Raw genomic sequence first — 19,310 nt, 5'->3', positions numbered from 1 at the left:
ACATCGCAACGAACTTGCGGAGTTCGACCGACGCTCCGGACTAAGATGCGATGCAGGTCAGATCACAGTTTTGGAATGGCAATTCGGAACAGGACCCATTTGATCAATCCATATCGTCTCTCCAAGGTTGGCGGAGTTCGAGCGTCCATCCCATTCGAAGTTCATCGCCTCCGATCAGCCCGAGCCGCGCGTCGCTATGCGCACGCGATTTCGCAATACACCGATGCCCTCGACCTCAAGCTCGACTGCGTCCCCGTCCTTCAGTGAGCGGCCGTGATCGACACCGCTACCTCCGAGAACCGTACCGGACGCGAAGATATCGCCAGGGTAAATGGTGCGGGAGCGGCTCATCTCGACGATTGCTTGCTCGAAGGTAAACCGCATATTCCGGGAGGACCGGTTGGTCCATTCCTCGCCGTTAACTCTCGCAATCATGCGTACGTCGGACATGTCGCGAAACTCGTCTGAGGTCGCGATGCACGGCCCAAGAGTTACCGCTCCATCAAAATCTTTACCGCCGCCGGGCCCAATCCCCATCTCCATGTGGATCAGTTGTTCGTCTCTGGCGCTCCAATCGTTGAAGATCGTGTACCCGAAGACGTGGTCTCTCGCCGCATTCAGCGGAATATCCTTGCCCCGCGTCCCGATGACGACGGCCCACTCCAGCTCAAAGTCCGCAGCCATCGAATAAGTGGGCCATTGAATATCCTCATCCGGGCCCGATACGGACAAAGGGTCTACCGTATAGTAGGTCAGCCGCTCAAGGAGCAGATCAAAGCGTAGCCGTTTGGCAACGGCGAGTTGAGCTGCCGCCTGATCCGAGCCGGCTGCGGCCTCGGCTTCGAGTTGGTCCTTGCGCTCAAAGAAACGTTCCACATGCTCCGTAAACATGTTGCAGTCGCGCATACGAGCGGGGCGCGGCAATGGCGCGAGCAGCTTCGCCTCGACCATCGGCACAATGGCCGCGGCAGAGGGGTGGCTGATGATTTGTCGCGCGAGGCTAAGTGCCTCCGCGCCCCCCTCAATCATGTCTTGCATCGATCTGAACCAGCCCGAGGCTCGAGAATCCGCCGCGGTTGACGCGGTAAGATCGACAATCCTGTCATTGGCCAGGAGTGCCCCAACTGAACGCCTGCTCTGGACGCTGAAGGTGACTAGCCTCATGCCGAGACCTTTCCATCGACGAGTACACCGACCAATACGCAATCGTCGGGACCATCATTGCGCCAGCCATGCATCCCACCGTTTTGCACGATCACATCACCGGCCTGAAGAAGAACGTCCCGTCCTTCGGTCAACATCCAGACCTGTCCGGAGGCGATCATGAAATAGTTGAGGGTGTCGGTCTTGTGCATGGAGCTGTGCTTCGCCCTTTCGATCTCTTCGCGAGACGGCACATGCACACTTTGGATCGATCGATGCATTGCCTCGACTTCCGCAGCCGAGTGGGGCTCCGGATTGGGCCTGAAACGAACAACGCGAAAAACTGTGCCTCCGTCCGGGGGCTCGTGCTGGATCGTCGCGCCGACCGTGGGGTCTCGCGAACAGGACAGATCTGCTGGAGTCTCGTGGGTGATCCATAGATCACGACCGAACACGTTAAAGCCGAGGTGCGGCAGATCTGAAATATCATCAACGGCCAGAACATCTGACCTTCCGCCCCCATCATTTCCAACAACAAAGCGCCTCATGGTGTCTCCTCTCTTCCGGCAAGGCGTAAGGAGAGCTCCGGCGCGCGGATGACCAACACGAGGTCGCGTCCGTTCCGCGATCGCCGCCTCCCCATCGTCACGTTGACTCGCACTTGCCCAACGCATTCTTGGTACCAAAATCGATAATTCGGTACCAACCCGCTGTCAAGCGGCTAGCGCAGCAAATCGGTCAAGGGCGTGCAAAAATCGGCCGCCAGCGGCCCTCGAGTCGAGCTCGCCGCCGTCCATATCCGCATTCGGAAAGCTGAAGGTACCTTAACGGCTTTTGGGCGCCGCGCGCCGAGGCGCGTCGTCGTTGCGCTTGAACAGCCCGTGGAAGAGCAAGTCCGGGAGCTCCGCAAAGGCTTCGCTCATGGTGAGTCCAGCAGCGGCAAGTACCTCGGGCTGGTTGGTTAGTCTCGCCGCGGCCAAGTAGATTTCGGCAGCCAAGTGCGCATGCAACGTTCGGAAGTGCCCCTTCTTGATGCCGTCTTCAATTATATCGCGCAATACCGCTACCCGCTCCTTCTGGTGTTCCTCAAGCATCACCCGCGCAGCTTCAAATGCTCTCAAATCCTCATTGAAGCGTTGGGTCGCTCGGGAGCTTTCGGTGATGCCCGGCTGCAAATAAGCGAGGATACGCGCCTGCGGATCTTCCTTCTCAAGCGCGCCGCGCATGCCGAGTCGCCGGATACGATCGAGCACCCGTCGCAGAATCAGTAGAAACAACTCAGGCTTGGTGGGCGCGATCTCGTATAGCGAACGCTTCGAGCAGTGCAATCGCGCGCAAAGATCAGCAACGGTCGGTGTCTGAAACCCCTCAGTTAGGAATATCTCTTCGAGCCCATCCAGGATCTCCCTATGACGCCCATGCTGGCGGTCCTCGCTCCGGCGCGTGCCTTGGCCCATCCATATCTCTCCTCGTTGCAGGTCTTCCGATATAGCGCGCCACCCGGCGGAAAACCCAGAGCCATGTTGACAAGTCCCCGATGGTACCAGTAAGCACAATATGGTACCAATCTTGTCGACCTTAAGCAGTGAGCTCTTATGCGAATCATCGATCACTTCGATCAGGGCGTCGCCTATCATCCCGACGAGGTCGCTTTCCACGATCTCGCAAGCGGCGAGATGTTGACATATCGAGAGGCTGATCGTCTGACGCGCCGGATCGCGGCAGCAATTCGGGAACATGGATTTGGTAAGGGCGCCAAGATCGGCATCTTGGCGCCCAATAGCAGCATTGCATTCGTGACCCTGATCGGGCTGATGCGCGCCGAAGCAACTTGGCTTCCGCTCAATCCCCGCAATCCGCCAGCGGTTAACGCTGACCTTCTACGACGCTTCGATGGTGAGCTGTTGTTCTTCAGCCAGATCCATGAGAGGGACGCACAACACATCCTTCCGGAAGTCCCCGAACTGCGCGCCACTGTCTGCCTCGACGCCGAAAGCCTACTGGGTCCTTCGCTCGATGCCTGGACGAGTCAGGAGCAGGCGAGCGATCTCATCGGCGAATACGCGCCGGATGACATGTTTGCGATCTTCCCAACAGGCGGAACAACCGGTCAGCCGAAGGGGGTGATGATCACTCACGGCAATATCGCGGCAATGTTCAGTAATTTCATGAGCCACTTCGGTTACTACGAGGGCGCGCGGCATCTTGTCGTGGCTCCGATGACGCATTCGGCCGGCATTCTCGGCTGCCTCCATTTTAGCCGGGGTGGATGCAACGTCATCATGGCAAAGGCTGATGCCGGCGCCATTCTCGAGGCGATTCAAAAACACCGCATCACCCATCTCTTCCTTCCGCCGACGGTGCTCTACATGGTGCTGGCTCACCCCGACCTTGGCCGGCACGACTATGGATCGCTGCGGCATCTGCTGGTGGCGGCGGCGCCCTCCTCGCTTGAAAAACTGAAGGAGGCCATAGGAGCATTCGGGCCGGTGTTGTCGGAAACGTTCGGTCAGGCCGAATGTCCGGCTGCGATCTGCCTCAAGGCGCCATGGGACTATCTGGGCGCCGGAGGTGAAATCGACATCGACCGCCTGCACAGTGTCGGACGACCCGGCGTATGGAACAGGGTCGCCATTCTCGACGACGCTGGAGCAGAGTTGCCGCGCGGGAGAGCCGGTGAAATCTGCGTGCGCGGGCCCCTGGTTACGCCCGGCTATTACAACGACGCTGAGTCGACTGCAGTTATCCGCCGGTTTGGCTGGCATCACACCGGTGATGTCGGGGTGATGGACGAGCATGGCTATGTCACGATCGTCGACCGCAAGAAGGACATGATCATTTCGGGGGGCTTCAACATCTTTCCCAACGAGATTGAGCAGGTCCTGACCGCTCATCCGGCCGTGCAAGACTGTTCGGTCATCGGAGTACCGGACGATAAGTGGGGCGAGGCCGTGAAGGCTGTGGTTCAGCTCAAGCCTGCTGCCAAAGCAACGGAAGCGGAGCTGATCGCCCTGGTCAAGCGAACCCTCGGCGGCGTGAAGGCACCCAAGAGCGTGGATTTTGTCGAGGACCTGCCGCGCAGCGCGGCCGGGAAGGTGCTCAAGACCGAGCTGAGGGCAACCTATTGGCACGGGCGGACACGCGCAGTGAATTGAGGTGGAGCAGCATGGCTGAAGTCCTGATCGCTGGGGTTGGCATGATCCCCTTCGCCAAGCCCGGTCAAAATCAAAGTTACGATCTTATGGGTGCCGGAGCCGCGCGCGCCGCTCTGGACGACGCCGGTATCGCATATGCCGACCTTGAACGGGCCTATGCGGGTTACGTGTATGGTGACAGCTGCGCCGGCCAAGCTGCGCTCGGTCACCTGGGCGCAACTGGAATACCGATCATCAACGTGAACAATAACTGCGCCAGTGGCTCGACCGCATTTGCGCTTGCGGTCGAGACGATCCGCAATCAGCCGGACGCATGCATCCTGGCACTGGGGTTTGAGCAAATGGCTCCCGGCGCACTGGACGTGGTATTCGCTGATCGACCCAATCCGGTTGGCCCGCACCTGGCCCGTGTGGCGGAAATGATGGACCTGACCGTCGATGATCGTGCAAAACCGCCGGCGATCCAGCTCTTTGGTTGTCAGGTCGAATTGCTGCAGCAGCGTTGCGGCGTCGACGATCGAGCCCTGGCCAAGATTGCGGTTAAGGCACGCTGTCACGCCGCAGCCAATCCATACGCCTTGTTTCGGACACCGTTACAGGAAGACGACGTCTTGGCGAGCCCTTTGCTCTTTCGAGGCCTGCGCAAGCTGTTCGCTTGTCCGCCAAGCTGTGGCGCGGCGGCCGCGGTCCTATGCGGGCCAAGGTTCGCAGCGCGGCACGGCTTGCAGAGAAATGTGCGCGTTATCGGATCTGGGTGGATAAGCGATCGCACTGAACATTTTTCGGGCGATCCATTGGATCTTATGTTCCGTGCGCTCGGTCGGGACGCTGCAGATAAGGCCTATGAGAATGCCGGGGTCGGGCCGAAGGACATCGACGTCGTCGAGCTGCACGACTGCTTCACCAGCAACGAGGCGCTGATGTATTCAGCGCTTGGCTTTTGCTCCGAAGGCGAGATCGAACGATTCATCATCGAAGGCCGGGGCAGCTATGGAGGAGACATTGTCGTAAATCCGTCCGGCGGCCTGCTGTCCAAGGGCCATCCGCTCGGGGCTACAGGACTGGCCCAGATCGCGGAACTCACATGGCAGCTTCGCGGCATCGCTGGTCGGCGCCAGGTTGAAGGAGCTCGCACCGGGCTCCAACAAAACGCTGGCCTGGGCAGCGCGGGTTTCGTGCATATCCTGCAGAAATCTTCGAAGGTGTGATCGCACAGCTGACTCATCATCAGCGACCACGGTGCAACTTCCATCCGCCGAACGTCTCCGTGGTGAAATACTCCGCGAGACAACGCCGTCTGATGGCCTCTGGGCAGCCGATCTTCTCAAGCGCCAAACATGAGCCATGGTCGATGGATAATCTGGGCCCGATAGTGCGGCACTGTTGGCGGCGAGCCGGGCCGAAGGCCGGGCGAGCGTCGGGCGCGGAGGACACGTCATCGTCGTCGATCCGGCTTGCCGAAATCGGCGACGATGCACCAGGCCGACAAGGCCACGCAACCGGCAACTGGTTGCGCAGCTCATGTCGTCAAATTGCGCGTTCCATCAGGCGCCTTGCCTTGCCCTCCAGTTCAAGCCGAGCATCCTGATGCGCCTTGCCGCGGGCAAGCGCGGTGATGCCCTGCACAAAATCACAGATACTTTCCGGCTTGCGATTTTCTTCGCCGAGGGCGGTCTCGATGATTTTCGAGATTTCGGATCTGGAAAACCCGCCTCTGCGCAGAAAGCTCGCCCGGTCCTCGTCAGTGCGAGCAACAATCCGCTCCCGGGCCGCCCTGATCCCTGCGACGAAGGGCGCGGGCGACGAATTGGCAAAGTTCGTCAGCGCGGGTGCCGCTTCACGCGCAAAGCGTTGCGCGGCGAATTTCGAATGCCGGATCGTGATTTCCTCGAAATTCTCCACGCCCCATAGATTGCGGTTCATGCAGACGGCGCGGAGATAGAAGCTTGCAATCCCGAGCGTCTTGCTGCCGACTTCACTGTTCCAGCAATAGAATCCCCGGAAGTACAAATCCGGCGATCCGTCCGCTAAACGCCCCGCCTCGATCGGGTTGGTGTCGTCGACCAGGAATAGGAACACGTCGCGGTCGCTGGCGTAGAGCGTCGTCGTGTCCCTGGTCACGTCTACAAAGGGATTATGGGTCATGGTCGCCCAATCCAGCACGCCCGGCACCTTCCACCGCGTATCGCCTGTGCCGTTACCCGCGATCGTCATCACCGCGGCGACAAGTTCGTGGTCCCAGATCCGGCCATAGTCCGGCCCGGTCACAGCACGAAGCTCGACGCATCCGCTGTTGCTCTCCAAGGTTTTCACGAGCTCGGCGCGGTGCGAGAGCAAGCCGTGTTGCAGGTTGATCGCTGCCAGCGCCGCAGGAAGCTGCCGCAGATAGGATGTCGGCGCACCAACGAGCGTGCACAACTGACCAAAGCTCCAATGCGTCGGCGTCACCGCCCCGTCGCCTCCTGGCACGGTCAGGGCCAGCCGCTCCAAATTATCCCGCCTCGCCTCTACCCGGATGGCCCGGGTCTCCACCGTCCGCGCCTGCGCGCGTTCGGCGCGGCTCCGCACGACCTCATAGAGGTTCGGCAAATTTAGAAACCGCTCGTCATCCGGACGCGCAAACCACTCGGACGATACGCGGCCAATCCGCTGGCCGCGCGATACGTCCACGCGGAAGCCGCCTGACGTAGACTGTTCGCTCTGGGAAAGGTTCAGCATGTTCACGGTCATTCTCCTGAGGGACTGAGGTTGAAGCGCAGCACTGCGCTGCAACCCTGCCCGTCGGCGAGACCGGGGGTAGCAAGTGCCAGGGCGACCCGAGTGGAGGGGGTTCGCCCGCCCGAACAGGGCCGCTCGCAAGAGCGGGTCTGCACAAGCGCATCTCACGTCGTCCAAGGTCGGCAAATGAGCAAAGCGCGGAAGACCGGGGAGACCTCTCGGGGCGGCGCCGGCATAGCCGGCGCGCTACCCTGGCGCGCGCGAGGGGCGGAGCCCCTTCCCTCTCATCGATGAGAACGCTGGACAGCTCGGCAGAGGTTGGGACTCAAGGTGAGAGTGAGAAAGCCAAGGAAGGCAGCCGCCGACGGGGCAGTGATAGCGACGCGGGCATGCAATGGCCGCGGGCCCCGAGGCGACTGCAGTCGCAAGACCGGTCAACAAGGTACCCGAGCGCGGGACAGTGATAACGACGCCGGCATGCCAAGACGGCGGGGCCCGCGGGCGAGTGCCTCCGGCGAGCGACACATGATGGCGCGCGGGGGATCGAAGCCGGATGGCCGAGACGCCACGCGGCTCGGTTCACGAGGGCCCGCCGCGGCGACGGCCGCACGCGCGCAAACTAAATCCTGAGAAGACGCGGGGTTCAGGGAATCCGGATTTCCTCCCGAGCCTTGGTTTCCGCGTCATAGATTCTCACCTGAAGCCTTGGAAAACGCTTCTTGAGCTCTTCGCCACCTGCCCTGGCGCCGGCCTGGGTTGAGAATTCGACTTTCAACCGGCCATCCACTTCGAGCCCGTAACCCGAAGTTGGCAATTTAGGAGTGGCTGCAACCATGTCGTCCCCGTCGTGCAATGAAGGCAATCGAGGGCGATTTGGTAACGTGAGTCGCCCGAACCAGGCCAGCGTCACTTCCGCCAACAACCGGATTGTCCGCCTGTATCAAGGATGCGCGTTCGCATCGTCCGAGCAGGAGGACGGCTTACCATTCGCCCGGACGCAGGCGCGATAGAGCCACGGCTCCACATAGCTCCCCTTCCAGATACCTCGACCGGCGCGCTCTGCGTCCTGCTGAGCTGCGTCATATCTGCCCTTCGAGTATCGAGGCCAATCCAGTGCAAGGCCACTGCGCACAAGCCATTCCCCGAGATCGGCACCGCCGACCGAACAGGTCCCCACCGTCCGACCATATGGATCGAGGCTGAGCGGTATGCAGTCGACCGATCGTCGGCCGATACAGGCGTCGAGGTCGTTTGCCGCCGGCGCGCCACAGCGATACTGAAGACTGTCCTCGCCGCGGCAGAGCTGGCTGCTCTCCGGCGCGTCAATTCCCCGGAGACGGATGCGCTCGTCGCGTTCATCGTCAGCTTAGGCTGGCTTCTGATCGGCCGAACTGTCGTACCTCATGGATGTGACTCAAGCTTGGTCTCAGCGCTCTCCCGGGCGCTAGGGCCTTTTCTTTGGGCGACATCTCGTCACCGGGATTCTACGGAATCCACCTCTACGTCATTGGGCGCTAACTTTGCTCTTGCCGGGGCTAGATTTCATTCCGAAGCAATTTTCAAATTTCCGGTAGAGGGGCCGTCTCGCGACACGGCCCCTTTTCATTTGGCCCTCGCTGGGGCCGTTTCTTTGGTGCAAGAAAATGCCCGCCATCGCGGCGGGCTTTCGGATTAGGCGGCTTTCTTTAGCCTGTGGTTGCTTGGGTCCGTGCCATCGATGATGGCGCTGGCGGAGCTGTGCCCTGTATGCACCACCCAGAAATCTCTGTGACTTTGGTATCAGTCGGTAACCCAAGCATCTTGACCCGCTCGACGGCCCCTTAAGGCCGATTGCGGGGTATTCCGGGCTCGCGCCATGGTGGCGTCGACTTGCCGTTTCTCTTAAGGGCGTTGCCCGCTCGTGGTATGACCGGATCTGACGAAGAGGCCGCCAACTGAGGCGGCCTTACTATTGAGCGGCCCCAGCAACTTTGGGGGCATGGGGGCCGTTGCTGGGGCCATCTACCGAGCCCGATGCTCCGAGCCAGGTTTGTGAAAGGCTACTGCTGGCCAACTGGCCAATCTTTTCGCTGCGTCCACGATCTGAGTTTGAGAGTGGATTTCTAGCTTCCTAAGCAAGCGAAGGCGCTGAACCGATACCTGCGCTTCGGTGCCGCCGATCTGCACGGCAATCTCAGCATCGCGCCGCCCGAGAGCCATGCGTCTCAGGAGCTTCTTTTCACGCGGGCTCAGTATCAGCGCCGTCACGGCGCGAACATCACTATGCCGACGATGATGAGTGGACTTAGTCCGAACAGAACAATGCAAGCGCCTTTAAGTATGTCACTGCCCATGACACAACCCCTACGGTTGGGGGTTGAAATCCTATTCCCGAATGCCGGATGGCCGCTAGTGCAATTTGTGCCATGGCAAAGCGCCGTGAGGTGGTAAATAGCTGGTTCTCGGAGCATATTAGCCTTTATGAGACCGTGGCTAAAAATGGCGCTGATGGTTTTCGGCTTGTGCGCAGGCTGGATGGTCGTTGGTCTATTGACCGTCGACGACGACGACGAATTCCACCAAGTCATCGCGGTATACAAACCGCGCTAACTGGGGGACTGGCACTCCGTTCACCCACGGAGAACCCCGGACACCGTCGCTGTTCCGCTCGTTGAGCTAAATCAAGAACGGATGGCGTCCCATGGAAACTGATGGGGCCAGAACATCCAATGGCGCTCTCGGTGGTCCTATTGAGAACAGCGGCCAAGCTACGGTTTCCGTTCGCTTAATCCGAACTAGGACACTCCCAAAATCAGCTTAGGACACCGGGGCTTAAATACGGACGGCACCGCTTGACTCCATGAGAACAAAATAAGAACATGAGCCATCGACGGTCAACCCGGAAACAAGACCAATGTCCTCGGTTTCCAAGCCGAACGAACAGGACGATGGACTTGAGGCTGCCGTCGACCAGGCGATCGCTGTTTGCGGCGGCGATCTGCGCGCGACCATTCGTGCCCAGATCGTTGCGAACAATTTCCTGGAAGCCGAGATTGTAGAATTGAGAAAGGCAGTTTCGCACGCCTTCACGCGGGGGCGGTTTCGGACCCACACGGGATAGACGACGCCGGATGTGCAATCTCTATTCGATCACGACCAACCAGGCGGCGATCGCCGGCCTGTTCAGGCACATGAATCGCTATGTCGGCAATCTTGCGCCGATGCCCGGTGTGTTTCCAGACTACCCTGCACCGGTGATCCGCAATGCCAGCGACGCCGCGGAAATGATGCTGATGCGCTGGGGCATGCCTCCTCCACCCAAGACCGGGGGGCCGCCGGTGACCAACATCCGCAACACCTCCTCGCCGCACTGGCGCGGCTGGCTGAAGCCGGAGCATCGCTGTCTCGTGCCGGCGAACAGTTTCGCGGAGTACGCCCCCGAGCCAAATCCCGAGACCAAGAAAAGAGACGTCGTCTGGTTCGCGCTCGAGCAAAGCCGGCCGCTGTTCTGTTTCGCCGGGATCTGGACCGAGTTCAGAGGCGACCGCGGCACCAAGTCGAAGCCGATCCCCGGCCCTCACCTCGTCTACGGCTTCCTGACGACGTCGCCCAATGCGATTGTCGAGCCGATCCATCCAAAGGCAATGCCTGTCATCCTGACCACCGCGGAGCAGCGTGATGTCTGGATGCGCGCTTCCTGGGATGAGGCGAAGGCGCTGCAGCGCCCCCTGCCCGATGATCTGCTGCAGATCGTAATGCGTGGCCCTGATAAGGAGGACGTCACGGCCGCCCCCTTGAACTCTAGACCGCAGGTCAGCCACCGCCGCTACGGCTCTTGATCCACAGGGCCATTGCACCGACCAAGGCCGTCAGCACTCCACTCCACCAGATCGAGCGCGGCCGCGCGGCGCTGATCGAACTGAGGTACAGAAATGCTCCGAGCACGACACCATAGTGCTTGCGAAACTCACCGCTTCTGCGAGCGATTTCGACGAGGTCCGAAGACCTGACTTGCGGATCTGCCATCACGACCACCTAACCGTCCGAAGGCACCATGATAAAAGTGAGTTGGGTGTTTCGTCGAGTCTTATTTCGTCTTTTCCGAATTTTGTGATCGAGGCGCGCCCGGTTGCTGCGCGAGAGATCAAAGCCGCTAGGCCGTGACGCGAAGCGGCACGGTCACGAGAGCCGCCCGCATCCGCCGGCGCTCAAAACTGCTCCATCACCAGGCCAATTTCACGCAAGGCCTTCTCTTTGCCGGGTGCCGGCAGTGAGCCGGGACCTATCCACAGGCGCAACGATGCCGGTTCCGGCTTGATCGGATAAGCTTGCCCGCCGCCACAAGGCCCCACCCCGATCACGCTCGATAATGACCGTTCAACCGACCCTCGCTGAGACCGCCGCCATGCTGGAACAGTCGCCCGACTACCGGGTGCTGCGACGGCTGGTTCCACGCGCCGAATTCACGCCACACGGACAGCCAGAGAAGACCGCGATCCTGCTCGATGTCGAAACCACCGGCCTCGATACCACCAAAGACGAGATCATCGAGCTCGGGATGGTCAAGTTCAGCTATCTTGCCGACGGCAGAATCGGTCGGGTCATCGACACCCTTAGCGGCTTCAACCAACCGTCGATCGCAATTCCCGCCGAGATCACCGCGCTGACCGGCATCACCGATGAGATGGTTGCTGGTCACAGTCTCGATGAGGACCGCATCAACGCGTTCGCTTCCGAGGCGGTCATCGTCATCGCACACAATGCCGGTTTCGATCGCAAGTTCATGGAGCGTTACGCGTCTTTGTTCGCGCACAAGGCCTGGGCCTGCTCGGTCAGCGAGGTCGAATGGCGCAGCCACGGCTTTGAGGGATCGCGCCTGTCCTATCTTTTGATGAAAGCCGGGCTGTTTCATGAGGCGCACCGGGCGGTCGACGACTGCCAGGCGCTGCTCGAGATCCTGGCGATGGCCCTGCCCGAGCTCAATCGCACCGTGCTCTCGGTGCTGCTCGAGCGCGCCCGCCGCAAGACGGTCCGGGTCTGGGCCGAGCAGTCGCCCTTCGAACTCAAGGACGAGCTCAAGCGGCGCGGCTACCGCTGGAGCGATGGTGCCGATGGCCGGCCGCGGTCCTGGTACATCGACGTCGATGATGGCCATCAAGCTGCCGAAATCAAATACTTGCAGGAAACGATCTATCAACGGGACGCCGGAATCCGAACCGAGATCCTGACTGCGTTCGACCGCTTTTCCGCGAGGATCTGATCCTCTACCCCGCTCAAGCGGTCGCATGCTTATCGCGCGATGCGGCTGAGTCCGCCAACAGGGATCCACGACGTCCCTAAGACTTTAGTCACATCGGCATTGATCTCGCCCTCTGGTCGCGCTTGGTGTCCCGATCGCTGGGGGAAATCAAGAATTAGACTTTTGAGTGTCGCCGCCGCCTGCGCAGTGCTTGCTGGCTGCGCCGCATCCAAGCAGGACGTCGTAGCAAGGCTCGGTGATCAATACATCGGCCAGAACATCGATAGACTTGTGGTGCAGTTCGGGCCGCCAACCAGCACATTCAGAATGAACAGCGGCCAATCATCCTATGTCTGGCAGCTCTCAGCCGTGACCGATATTGCAACGGATCGAGGCTGGGGCACCGCGAGCACGCGCTATTGCACGGTAAGCGTGATCGCCTCGCCGACCGGAATTGTCGAACAACTCAATACCGAAGATTCGAATGCCGGACATGGCCTCGGTGGAGTCGTCGGCATGTATGGCAGCATTTGCGGCCAACGCCTGGGAATGAAGCCCCAAGGCTAGCAGTCCATCAGCCGGCGATTCCGAAAGCAGTTGCCCCGTCTTACCCGACAATAAGCTTCGGAGCATTACGATTCGGCCGAGTGTTGGCACCCGCTTCCGTTCGCTCGCATTTCACCCTAATTCCTCGGCACCTTAGAGAGGAAATCTCCACCTTTTGAGCCCTAACTTACCGCTACCCTTGAAGGTCACTGACATGCGGGAAGCGCCCGACTGGAGAAAGGCCACGCCGAATGGATCGCGCGCAGCGAAGTATGTCCGGATGTCGACGGACGAGTAGGACTACTCAACGGTTGTGATGACGCTGCCCCTCTTGGCCTTGCGCGCCTCCGGTGACGAAGTAGCAGCTGAGCCTGACCTCAGCGTCTAATGTCTATGATCCCGCGGTCCGCGCATTGGGCCGACGCCACTGCAATCACGACGCGATGCCGTCGAGATCAACCATGTCACCGATCGGGACCCAGTTGGCACCGTCAAAACGGGTGATTTGAAGGTTGTGGACGGCGCGATAGTCAGTCGCCGAATTGCCGACCTTGATGCCATCAAGAAACAGCGGCGGTTGCTCGTCCTTCAGCGAGGTCGCGTGCCGGAGCAAATTCTCTCGCGTGAGCTCATTGCCACATCGCCTGAGGACCTGCTCGATCATATAGGCATTGTTGTAGCCAGGCGTTGCCGTGTTGTCGTCGATGCTGACTGACGGCATGTACTTCTTCATAAACTCCACATAGGCCTTGACGCGAGGCTTGTCCTGCTGGCGTGGGTCAGTGGCTATGACTTCCCACCACGCCGAGACTAGCCCCTTCGCATTGTCGAGCCCTGCTGGCGCCAACGTTCCTCCGATCGAGCTGCAGTTCGAATTGATGATGTGCAACGGCTTCCACCCAAGCGCGGCCACCTTGCGAATGCCCTGCGCCGCAAATTTTGAGTAGGTCAACTGCACAAAGACGTCGGCACCTGCTCCCTTGCAATCGGCGACCTGGTTGTCGATGGTCGGCTCGGTGATCTCGTGACTGATTTCCTTGATGACGGCGCCGGCCTTGCTACCAAGACCTTTTTTCAAGCCGCGGAGAAAGTCCTTGCCAAGATCGTCGTTCACATACTGGATCGCAATCTTTGCATCGGGCTTCTCGCTCACGATATGTGCGCCCAGCGCGGCTCCCTGCGCGACATAGATCGGATAGAACGGCACAATCCAGGGATATTCCTTGGGATCGTTGAAGCGTTCGGCCCCGGAGGTCAGGAACAGGTTCGGCACCTTCTTGGCGTTGAGATATTTCATGACGGCCGCATTTGCCGCCGTTCCCAGGAAGCCAGCGATCGCAAACACCTCCTCCGATTCCACGAGCTTTCGGGTCTGCTCGACGGCCTTCGGCGGCGAGAACGCGTTGTCGAGCGAGATCAGGTTGACTTTCCTCCCGTTGATACCGCCATTGTCGTTGATCATCTGAAAATAGGCCGTCTGCGCCTGCCCGTAGACGCCGTATCCGGACGCGGGGCCGCTGTAAGGTGCAGTGGTCCCAAGCTTGATTTCGGTATCCGTAACGCCGGGTCCATAGTTTCCGCTGCGCGCCCTTGACGTACTTCCAATTGCAAGCGCGCTCGCTCCCAACCCCGCAATGGCGGATCTTCGCGAAATCAACGTCATGTTCAATCCTCCCGATTATCGTTTGTTGGTGATTTGAAGTCTTGAAGTGGCTCTTGATAGCCTCCTGATCCCCGGCGACTATGTGAAGGTCACGCAAACTGGGCCGAAGCCGGAGATCTTCGCCTCGTAAACTTCGCCGGCCGACACCGGTGATACCGGACCAAGCGCGCCCGTCAGCACGACATCGCCACCTCGCAGGGGCTGGCCAGCGCGTGCCATCGCCCGGGCTAGCCAGAGCCCGGCACGCAAGGGATGGCCGAGGCAGGCCGCGCCGCAGCCGAGGGATGCGATCACACCGTTCCGTGTCATCGTCATGCCGCAGCCCTCGAGATCCAGGTCGGTCAATCGGCGCGGCGATGCGCCGAGCACGTACCGCGCGCTCGAGCCGTTGTCGGCAACGGTGTCAAGAATACTGATTCTCCAATCCCGTACCCGGCTGTCGACCACTTCGAGCGCAGCAACGGCGTAGGCCGTCGATCGCATCAATTCGCCGAGCGTGACGTCCTCGCCGGAAAGGTCGCGCTCCAGGACGAGTGCGATCTCCGCCTCGATGCGGGGCTGGATCAGCCGCGTAGTGTCGATCGCCTCCCCGGTCGGAACTTCCATGTCGGCGAACAGAGCGCCATAATCGGGTTGATCGACGCCGAGCTGCCGCTGCACCGCCTTCGAGGTGAGGCCGATCTTTCGGCCGACCAGCCGTCTGCCGGCAGACAGGCCACGGCGGGTCACCTCGGACTGCACGGCATAGGCAATCTCGATATTGCCAGTGCCGATCTCGGCCGCGATCGGGTCGATCGGACGCCGCGCCGATTCCGCTTCCTGCAGGCGCGTTGCTAGGTTATCAACGATCGCGTTCATGGCCGATCCAGGAAGTCGGCGACCAGCGCGTTGAACTCATCGGCCTTTTCCCACTGCGCCCAATGACCGCATTTGGGATAAACGTGGAGCTCGGCGTTCGGCATTGTCTTGAGCAGGATGAAGGCAGAGTCGAGCGGAACCACGCGATCGTCCCGTCCCCAAACGATCAGCGTCCGATGCTTCAGCCGGGCGAGATTTTCGCGCCAGATATCGAGCGGCGGGCGCTTGAAAATGTCGATAACGTCCTTGCGCATCGCGGCCTTCAACCGCTCCTCTAGCAGCGCATCGGTGATCGATTTCGAATCGAACACCAGAAGCTCGATGACGCCTTTCAGCTTCTGCATTGACGGTCCATCGCCACCATGGAACATTGCCATTCGGCGCAGCCCCTCGGTCGGCATCGGCGTAAAGATCGCCTGGCTGCCTCCGGTGCCCATCAGGACAAGGCGGTTGACCCGCTCCGGAGCCTCAAGCGCGACCATCAGCGAGGTCGCGCCGCCGAGCGAATTGCCGACGAAACTTGCCTTCTGAACGCCAATCGCATCCATGAAGTTGCGGACGAACTCACCCATGGCCGCGAAGATCGGTCCGTCCTGCAGCTTGCCTTCGGTCTCGCCAAAGCCGGGGAGATCGACGACGATGACCCGGCGGCTTGCTGCCAGCGGCTCGACATTCTTACGATAATTGCTGAGACCCGACGCACCCGGTCCGCCACCATGAATCAGTATCGTCGGCTCACCCTGCCCGACGTCATGATAGCGCGTGCGGGTCCCTCCGACGTCGATGAACTTGTCACTCAGATCCACGCTTCATCTCCTGTAATTGGCAATAGGTACTCAGACCGGCCGAACGCCGGTTTGAAGATAGTGGTCGCGCAGTTTCCGCTTGAAGATCTTGCCGCTCGCCTCCCGCGGCAGGGCATCGTGGAAAACAAACCGCTTGGGAACCTTGAAGCGTGCGAGGCGCTGCTCCAGGAAAGCCGTGACATCATCCGGTGCGGGCCAGCCGTCCGGCTCGGCTTCGATCGCCGCGATCAGGCTTTCGCCGAATTCAGCGTCGGGCACGCCAAACACTGCGCAGTCCCGCACTCCGGGGCAATTGACCAGCACGTTCTCGATCTCGGCCGGGTAGATGTTAACTCCGCCCGAAATCACCATGTCGCGCTTGCGATCGCAGATGTAGAGGAAGCCGTCGGCGTCGAGATAGCCGATATCCCCGCACGTCACGAGCCCTGCGCGATCGACCTGTGCGCGCTGCTCTGGGCGGCTGTGATAGGTAAAATCCGAATAGGCTTCAGTCCGCAGATAAATCTCGCCGACGCCGCCCGCAGCAACCTCGCCCCCCTCCTCGTCGTAGATTCTGAGCTTGGTCCCCGTCATAGGCCGGCCGACCGTGCCTGGATGGGCGAGCCATTCTGCCGTATTGCAGCCGACCGCGGCGCCGGTCTCCGTCGCGCCGTAGGTCTCGTGAATCACCGGCCCCCACCATTCGATCATTCCGCGCTTCACGTCGGGCGGACAGGCAGCACCGGTGTGCGTCACCCAGCGGATCGACGAGAGGTCGTAGGTGCTGCGAACGGCGTCGCTAAGCCGTAGAAGGCGGACGAACATGGTGGGCACCATTGTCAGATGCGTAATCCGATGTTCGGCAATGACACGCAGCAGATCTTCGGGATCGAAGCTCTGTTGCAATACCGTGAGGTCGGCGTGCTGGAAGGCCTGTCGCGCGAATGCACCGGGCGACGCGTGGTAGAGAGGACCACAGACGAAAGCCCGCATGCCGGCTTCGATGCCGTAAATCTCACGAAGCAGCGTCGCGTTCTTCTTGATCTGCTCCGGTGTCATCGGCGCACGCCGTACACCTTTCGGATGTCCCGTCGTGCCGGACGTATAGATCATCGTGCCCCACGGCGCGCGAGCCGGCTGCACCCAAGGCGCAGCCTTATTGCGAAATGCCTGCCAATTCTGATTGTTTGATGCCGATGGCGCCGACGGCGCGACAGAAGCGGCGGGGTCGTCGATGACAAAGGTCGGCAATGCCGCAGGAACGGCTTGGGCGACCGCCCCGATCAGATCGCGGTGTCCGATCAGGGCCCGTGGCGTGCAGTCCGCCAGGATGTAGGCTATTTCGTCGGCTTTGCTATGCCAGTTCAAGGGGACGACATAGGCGCCGAGCAGCGCGGCAGCGTGCAGGACCTCGAAATAGCAGGGATCGTTGCGGATCAGGAGCGCGATCGCATCGCCTTCGCGGACGCCGACTGCCTCAAGCGCGGTGGCGGCACGGCTGCCGCGGTCGAGCAGATCCTGGCGGGCAACATAGCGATTTCCGATCAGGATCGTCTTGTCGGCCATCGTACTCACTCCAAACACACTGTCACCTCGGCACGCGCTGGCGGTAGCAAGACGCTGTCGAGCAGGGCGAACTCATCCTCCGTGAGCTCAAGCGGAACTGAAAAAGTCAACGCATCCATGTGGCCGCTGAGAATTGTCGGGTAGTGCCATTCCGCTCTCGCGATCGTCCGGCCGCGACCTCGGAATTCGAACACCATCGGTTCGTGTGTGCTTGCGCCACGTCCAGCCTGATAGCCGTCTCCGATGGCGTAGACTTCGCACGCGAAGCTTCCCGGTTCACGGCGCTGCACTGCGACCTCGATGTCGAGCAGGCCGAATGCCGGGTCGGCCGCCGCGCCAGTCTGATAGAAGTAGACGAAGGGGATACGGCCGTATTTGCTTGCGCCCCGCGCCGCGTCAGATGGCACCTGGGCATCGCTACGGCCCGGAGTTCTCGGCGGAATTGGACCCAGCAGGCACATCTGCGGCAGTGAACGACAGTCAGCCATGGGCTGGCCCCGCCTCGCTCGTCCCTGGCGCTTCCGTGGCTCGGAGCACTGCCACGTCATAATGCCGGCCGAGGAAACCGAAGGAATTCTCGGCAAGCACGGCATCGCTGCCGAGCGCCCGCGTGGCGAACGTGCCGGGCTGCTTCTGCCGTATCGTATAGGGATAGTCGGATCCCACGACGATCCGACTCTCGCCTACCGCGTTGCCGAGAAACGACAGCGACGCCGGATCGTAGAGAAGCGTGTCATACCAGAATTGCCTGGCCAGTTCGGAAGGTGTCCGCGTCATCTTGCCTTTTGCGCCCAGCAACCAGCCAAAATCCATTCGCGGCAAAATCCATGTCAGCGCTCCACCGCCATGGCTGAGCAGGATCCGGAGCCGTGGAAACCTTTCCGGAACGCCGGCGGCCAGCAGTGATACCGAGGCAAGCGCCGTCTCGAGCGGAAACACGGCTGTGGCAGCGAATTCCGGGCTGCTGCCCACGCGCTCCATGCCGCTCGGGTGCAGCGGATGCACGAAAATGCCGAGATCGAGCGACTGGGCAGCCTCGTAGACCGGAAACAGGCTTTCGCTACCGAGTGCCACGCCGTTGATGTGCGTTCCGATCTCGATCCCCGCGAAGCCGAGCGCCTTGATTTTCTCCAGCTGCTGGACGGCGCGCGGCACATCCTGCATGCACACCATGCCTATGCCCGCAAAATTGCGCGGCGACTGCGCAATCATGCCCGCGATCTGATCGTTCATGGCTGCCGCAAGATACTCGGCGTCGTCAGGCGGTAGCCAATGCGACAGCAGCTCCGGCATCGGCGAGAGCACCTGCATGTCGGTGCCATCTTCGATCATGTCAGCAAGCCGCCGCTGCACATCCCACGATCTGGTATCAATCCTTCGAAAGACTTTCCCGGCAATCATCACCGACGCCTGATCGCCGGTAGAATGCTCGATGCTCGGCCAGCGTGGATCCCGCTTTGGGTCCGCGGCGAGCCGCGCAGGCACAACATGCGTGTGAATATCGATCACGGCGCCCAACACGCTCTCCCTGTTGCCCGCTTGCGAGCTTGTTGTCGCGATCCCTGCCCGCGCCATCCGGCTGGTGGCAGAATTCACTTTACAAACAGGAATGATTGTTTTTATCTTCACTGTCAAGACGCCAAAGCAGCGGCAGCGAA

19 protein-coding genes are annotated in these 19,310 nt (G+C 60.7%); 6 read left to right on the top strand and 13 right to left on the bottom strand.

The genetic code is table 11. From position 1 onward, the window contains the following. Nucleotides 1-174 precede the first annotated feature (174 nt). The 3 genes from IF803_RS07560 to IF803_RS07550 all read right to left on the bottom strand — a co-directional run bounded on the left by IF803_RS07560 (nucleotide 175) and on the right by IF803_RS07550 (nucleotide 2,600). A complete protein-coding gene (locus IF803_RS07560) occupies nucleotides 175-1,038 on the bottom strand; it encodes a fumarylacetoacetate hydrolase family protein (RefSeq protein ID WP_461191775.1) in 864 nt (287 codons plus the stop codon). A 122-nt stretch (nucleotides 1,039-1,160) separates the two neighbouring features. Further along, nucleotides 1,161-1,691 (bottom strand): cupin domain-containing protein, encoded by a 531-nt coding sequence (locus IF803_RS07555; protein WP_461191774.1) that lies wholly within the window; start codon nucleotides 1,689-1,691, stop codon nucleotides 1,161-1,163. A gap of 276 nt (nucleotides 1,692-1,967) precedes the next feature. Continuing rightward, nucleotides 1,968-2,600: a TetR/AcrR family transcriptional regulator gene (locus IF803_RS07550; protein ID WP_461191773.1), complete on the bottom strand. Its 633-nt coding sequence runs from the start codon at nucleotides 2,598-2,600 to the stop codon at nucleotides 1,968-1,970. 138 nt (nucleotides 2,601-2,738) lie between these two features. On the opposite strand from IF803_RS07550, the gene IF803_RS07545 reads away from it, so the two are divergent. Together IF803_RS07545 and IF803_RS07540 are read left to right on the top strand one after the other, a co-directional pair. Then, nucleotides 2,739-4,298, top strand: a complete 1,560-nt coding sequence (locus tag IF803_RS07545; protein ID WP_461191772.1) for a class I adenylate-forming enzyme family protein — start codon at nucleotides 2,739-2,741, stop codon at nucleotides 4,296-4,298. An 11-nt stretch (nucleotides 4,299-4,309) separates the two neighbouring features. Further along, nucleotides 4,310-5,506, top strand: coding sequence for a thiolase C-terminal domain-containing protein (locus IF803_RS07540; protein WP_461191771.1), 1,197 nt, complete (start codon nucleotides 4,310-4,312; stop codon nucleotides 5,504-5,506). 319 nt (nucleotides 5,507-5,825) lie between these two features. Here IF803_RS07540 and IF803_RS07535 read toward each other — a convergent pair whose 3' ends face one another. The 4 genes from IF803_RS07535 to IF803_RS07520 form a co-directional block, all read right to left on the bottom strand. Next, nucleotides 5,826-7,016 carry a DUF932 domain-containing protein gene (locus tag IF803_RS07535; RefSeq protein ID WP_461191798.1) on the bottom strand — a complete coding sequence of 397 codons (1,191 nt, stop codon included), beginning with the start codon at nucleotides 7,014-7,016 and terminating at the stop codon, nucleotides 5,826-5,828. Nucleotides 7,017-7,659: 643 nt separating this feature from the next. After that, complete coding sequence (locus IF803_RS07530; RefSeq protein ID WP_244435628.1) at nucleotides 7,660-7,926, bottom strand: hypothetical protein; 267 nt, start codon at nucleotides 7,924-7,926, stop codon at nucleotides 7,660-7,662. 30 nt (nucleotides 7,927-7,956) lie between these two features. After that, nucleotides 7,957-8,358: a thermonuclease family protein gene (locus tag IF803_RS07525; protein WP_080583171.1), complete on the bottom strand. Its 402-nt coding sequence runs from the start codon at nucleotides 8,356-8,358 to the stop codon at nucleotides 7,957-7,959. 659 nt (nucleotides 8,359-9,017) lie between these two features. Beyond that, nucleotides 9,018-9,263, bottom strand: coding sequence for a LuxR C-terminal-related transcriptional regulator (locus IF803_RS07520; protein WP_038381845.1), 246 nt, complete (start codon nucleotides 9,261-9,263; stop codon nucleotides 9,018-9,020). Nucleotides 9,264-9,909: 646 nt separating this feature from the next. On the opposite strand from IF803_RS07520, the gene IF803_RS07515 reads away from it, so the two are divergent. The 4 genes from IF803_RS07515 to IF803_RS07500 all read left to right on the top strand — a co-directional run bounded on the left by IF803_RS07515 (nucleotide 9,910) and on the right by IF803_RS07500 (nucleotide 12,801). Continuing rightward, nucleotides 9,910-10,116, top strand: coding sequence for a hypothetical protein (locus IF803_RS07515; RefSeq protein ID WP_028342771.1), 207 nt, complete (start codon nucleotides 9,910-9,912; stop codon nucleotides 10,114-10,116). 10 nt (nucleotides 10,117-10,126) lie between these two features. Further along, a complete protein-coding gene (locus IF803_RS07510; RefSeq protein WP_051448013.1) occupies nucleotides 10,127-10,834 on the top strand; it encodes an SOS response-associated peptidase in 708 nt (235 codons plus the stop codon). Nucleotides 10,835-11,364: 530 nt separating this feature from the next. After that, nucleotides 11,365-12,255, top strand: coding sequence for a 3'-5' exonuclease (locus tag IF803_RS07505; RefSeq protein ID WP_028342772.1), 891 nt, complete (start codon nucleotides 11,365-11,367; stop codon nucleotides 12,253-12,255). Between the two features lie 162 nt (nucleotides 12,256-12,417). Then, nucleotides 12,418-12,801 carry a hypothetical protein gene (locus tag IF803_RS07500; RefSeq protein ID WP_245288819.1) on the top strand — a complete coding sequence of 128 codons (384 nt, stop codon included), beginning with the start codon at nucleotides 12,418-12,420 and terminating at the stop codon, nucleotides 12,799-12,801. Between the two features lie 412 nt (nucleotides 12,802-13,213). Here IF803_RS07500 and IF803_RS07495 read toward each other — a convergent pair whose 3' ends face one another. The 6 genes from IF803_RS07495 to IF803_RS07470 form a co-directional block, all read right to left on the bottom strand. After that, nucleotides 13,214-14,443, bottom strand: a complete 1,230-nt coding sequence (locus IF803_RS07495) for an ABC transporter substrate-binding protein (RefSeq protein WP_461191770.1) — start codon at nucleotides 14,441-14,443, stop codon at nucleotides 13,214-13,216. A gap of 78 nt (nucleotides 14,444-14,521) precedes the next feature. Next, the gene (locus tag IF803_RS07490; RefSeq protein ID WP_461191769.1) at nucleotides 14,522-15,301 is read right to left on the bottom strand and encodes a 2-keto-4-pentenoate hydratase; all 780 of its coding nucleotides are present in this window, start codon (nucleotides 15,299-15,301) and stop codon (nucleotides 14,522-14,524) included. Beyond that, on the bottom strand, nucleotides 15,298-16,107 hold the full coding sequence (locus IF803_RS07485) for an alpha/beta fold hydrolase (RefSeq protein ID WP_461191768.1): 810 nt from the start codon (nucleotides 16,105-16,107) through the stop codon (nucleotides 15,298-15,300). The genes IF803_RS07490 and IF803_RS07485 overlap by 4 nt, the downstream gene beginning before the upstream one ends. A 30-nt stretch (nucleotides 16,108-16,137) precedes the next feature. Further along, nucleotides 16,138-17,652 (bottom strand): AMP-binding protein, encoded by a 1,515-nt coding sequence (locus tag IF803_RS07480; RefSeq protein ID WP_461191767.1) that lies wholly within the window; start codon nucleotides 17,650-17,652, stop codon nucleotides 16,138-16,140. Between the two features lie 5 nt (nucleotides 17,653-17,657). Continuing rightward, nucleotides 17,658-18,140: a hypothetical protein gene (locus IF803_RS07475; protein WP_461191766.1), complete on the bottom strand. Its 483-nt coding sequence runs from the start codon at nucleotides 18,138-18,140 to the stop codon at nucleotides 17,658-17,660. Continuing rightward, complete coding sequence (locus IF803_RS07470) at nucleotides 18,133-19,161, bottom strand: amidohydrolase family protein (protein WP_461191797.1); 1,029 nt, start codon at nucleotides 19,159-19,161, stop codon at nucleotides 18,133-18,135. The genes IF803_RS07475 and IF803_RS07470 overlap by 8 nt, the downstream gene beginning before the upstream one ends. Nucleotides 19,162-19,310 lie beyond the last annotated feature (149 nt).

The organism is Bradyrhizobium sp. UFLA06-06 (assembly GCF_054820065.1).
Note: the sequence above shows the minus strand (reverse complement) of the source record. Positions and strands in the feature narration are given on the sequence as shown.

What these genes read in the sequence shown, in the direction of transcription:
- IF803_RS07560 (WP_461191775.1), bottom strand. Translation starts at nt 1,038, where the DNA reads ATGCAAGACATGATTGAGGGGGGCGCGGAGGCACTTAGCCTCGCGCGA.
- IF803_RS07555 (WP_461191774.1), bottom strand. Translation starts at nt 1,691, where the DNA reads ATGAGGCGCTTTGTTGTTGGAAATGATGGGGGCGGAAGGTCAGATGTT.
- IF803_RS07550 (WP_461191773.1), bottom strand. Translation starts at nt 2,600, where the DNA reads ATGGGCCAAGGCACGCGCCGGAGCGAGGACCGCCAGCATGGGCGTCAT.
- IF803_RS07545 (WP_461191772.1), top strand. Translation starts at nt 2,739, where the DNA reads ATGCGAATCATCGATCACTTCGATCAGGGCGTCGCCTATCATCCCGAC.
- IF803_RS07540 (WP_461191771.1), top strand. Translation starts at nt 4,310, where the DNA reads ATGGCTGAAGTCCTGATCGCTGGGGTTGGCATGATCCCCTTCGCCAAG.
- IF803_RS07535 (WP_461191798.1), bottom strand. Translation starts at nt 7,016, where the DNA reads ATGCTGAACCTTTCCCAGAGCGAACAGTCTACGTCAGGCGGCTTCCGC.
- IF803_RS07515 (WP_028342771.1), top strand. Translation starts at nt 9,910, where the DNA reads ATGTCCTCGGTTTCCAAGCCGAACGAACAGGACGATGGACTTGAGGCT.
- IF803_RS07510 (WP_051448013.1), top strand. Translation starts at nt 10,127, where the DNA reads ATGTGCAATCTCTATTCGATCACGACCAACCAGGCGGCGATCGCCGGC.
- IF803_RS07505 (WP_028342772.1), top strand. Translation starts at nt 11,365, where the DNA reads ATGACCGTTCAACCGACCCTCGCTGAGACCGCCGCCATGCTGGAACAG.
- IF803_RS07495 (WP_461191770.1), bottom strand. Translation starts at nt 14,443, where the DNA reads ATGACGTTGATTTCGCGAAGATCCGCCATTGCGGGGTTGGGAGCGAGC.
- IF803_RS07490 (WP_461191769.1), bottom strand. Translation starts at nt 15,301, where the DNA reads ATGAACGCGATCGTTGATAACCTAGCAACGCGCCTGCAGGAAGCGGAA.
- IF803_RS07480 (WP_461191767.1), bottom strand. Translation starts at nt 17,652, where the DNA reads ATGGCCGACAAGACGATCCTGATCGGAAATCGCTATGTTGCCCGCCAG.
- IF803_RS07475 (WP_461191766.1), bottom strand. Translation starts at nt 18,140, where the DNA reads ATGGCTGACTGTCGTTCACTGCCGCAGATGTGCCTGCTGGGTCCAATT.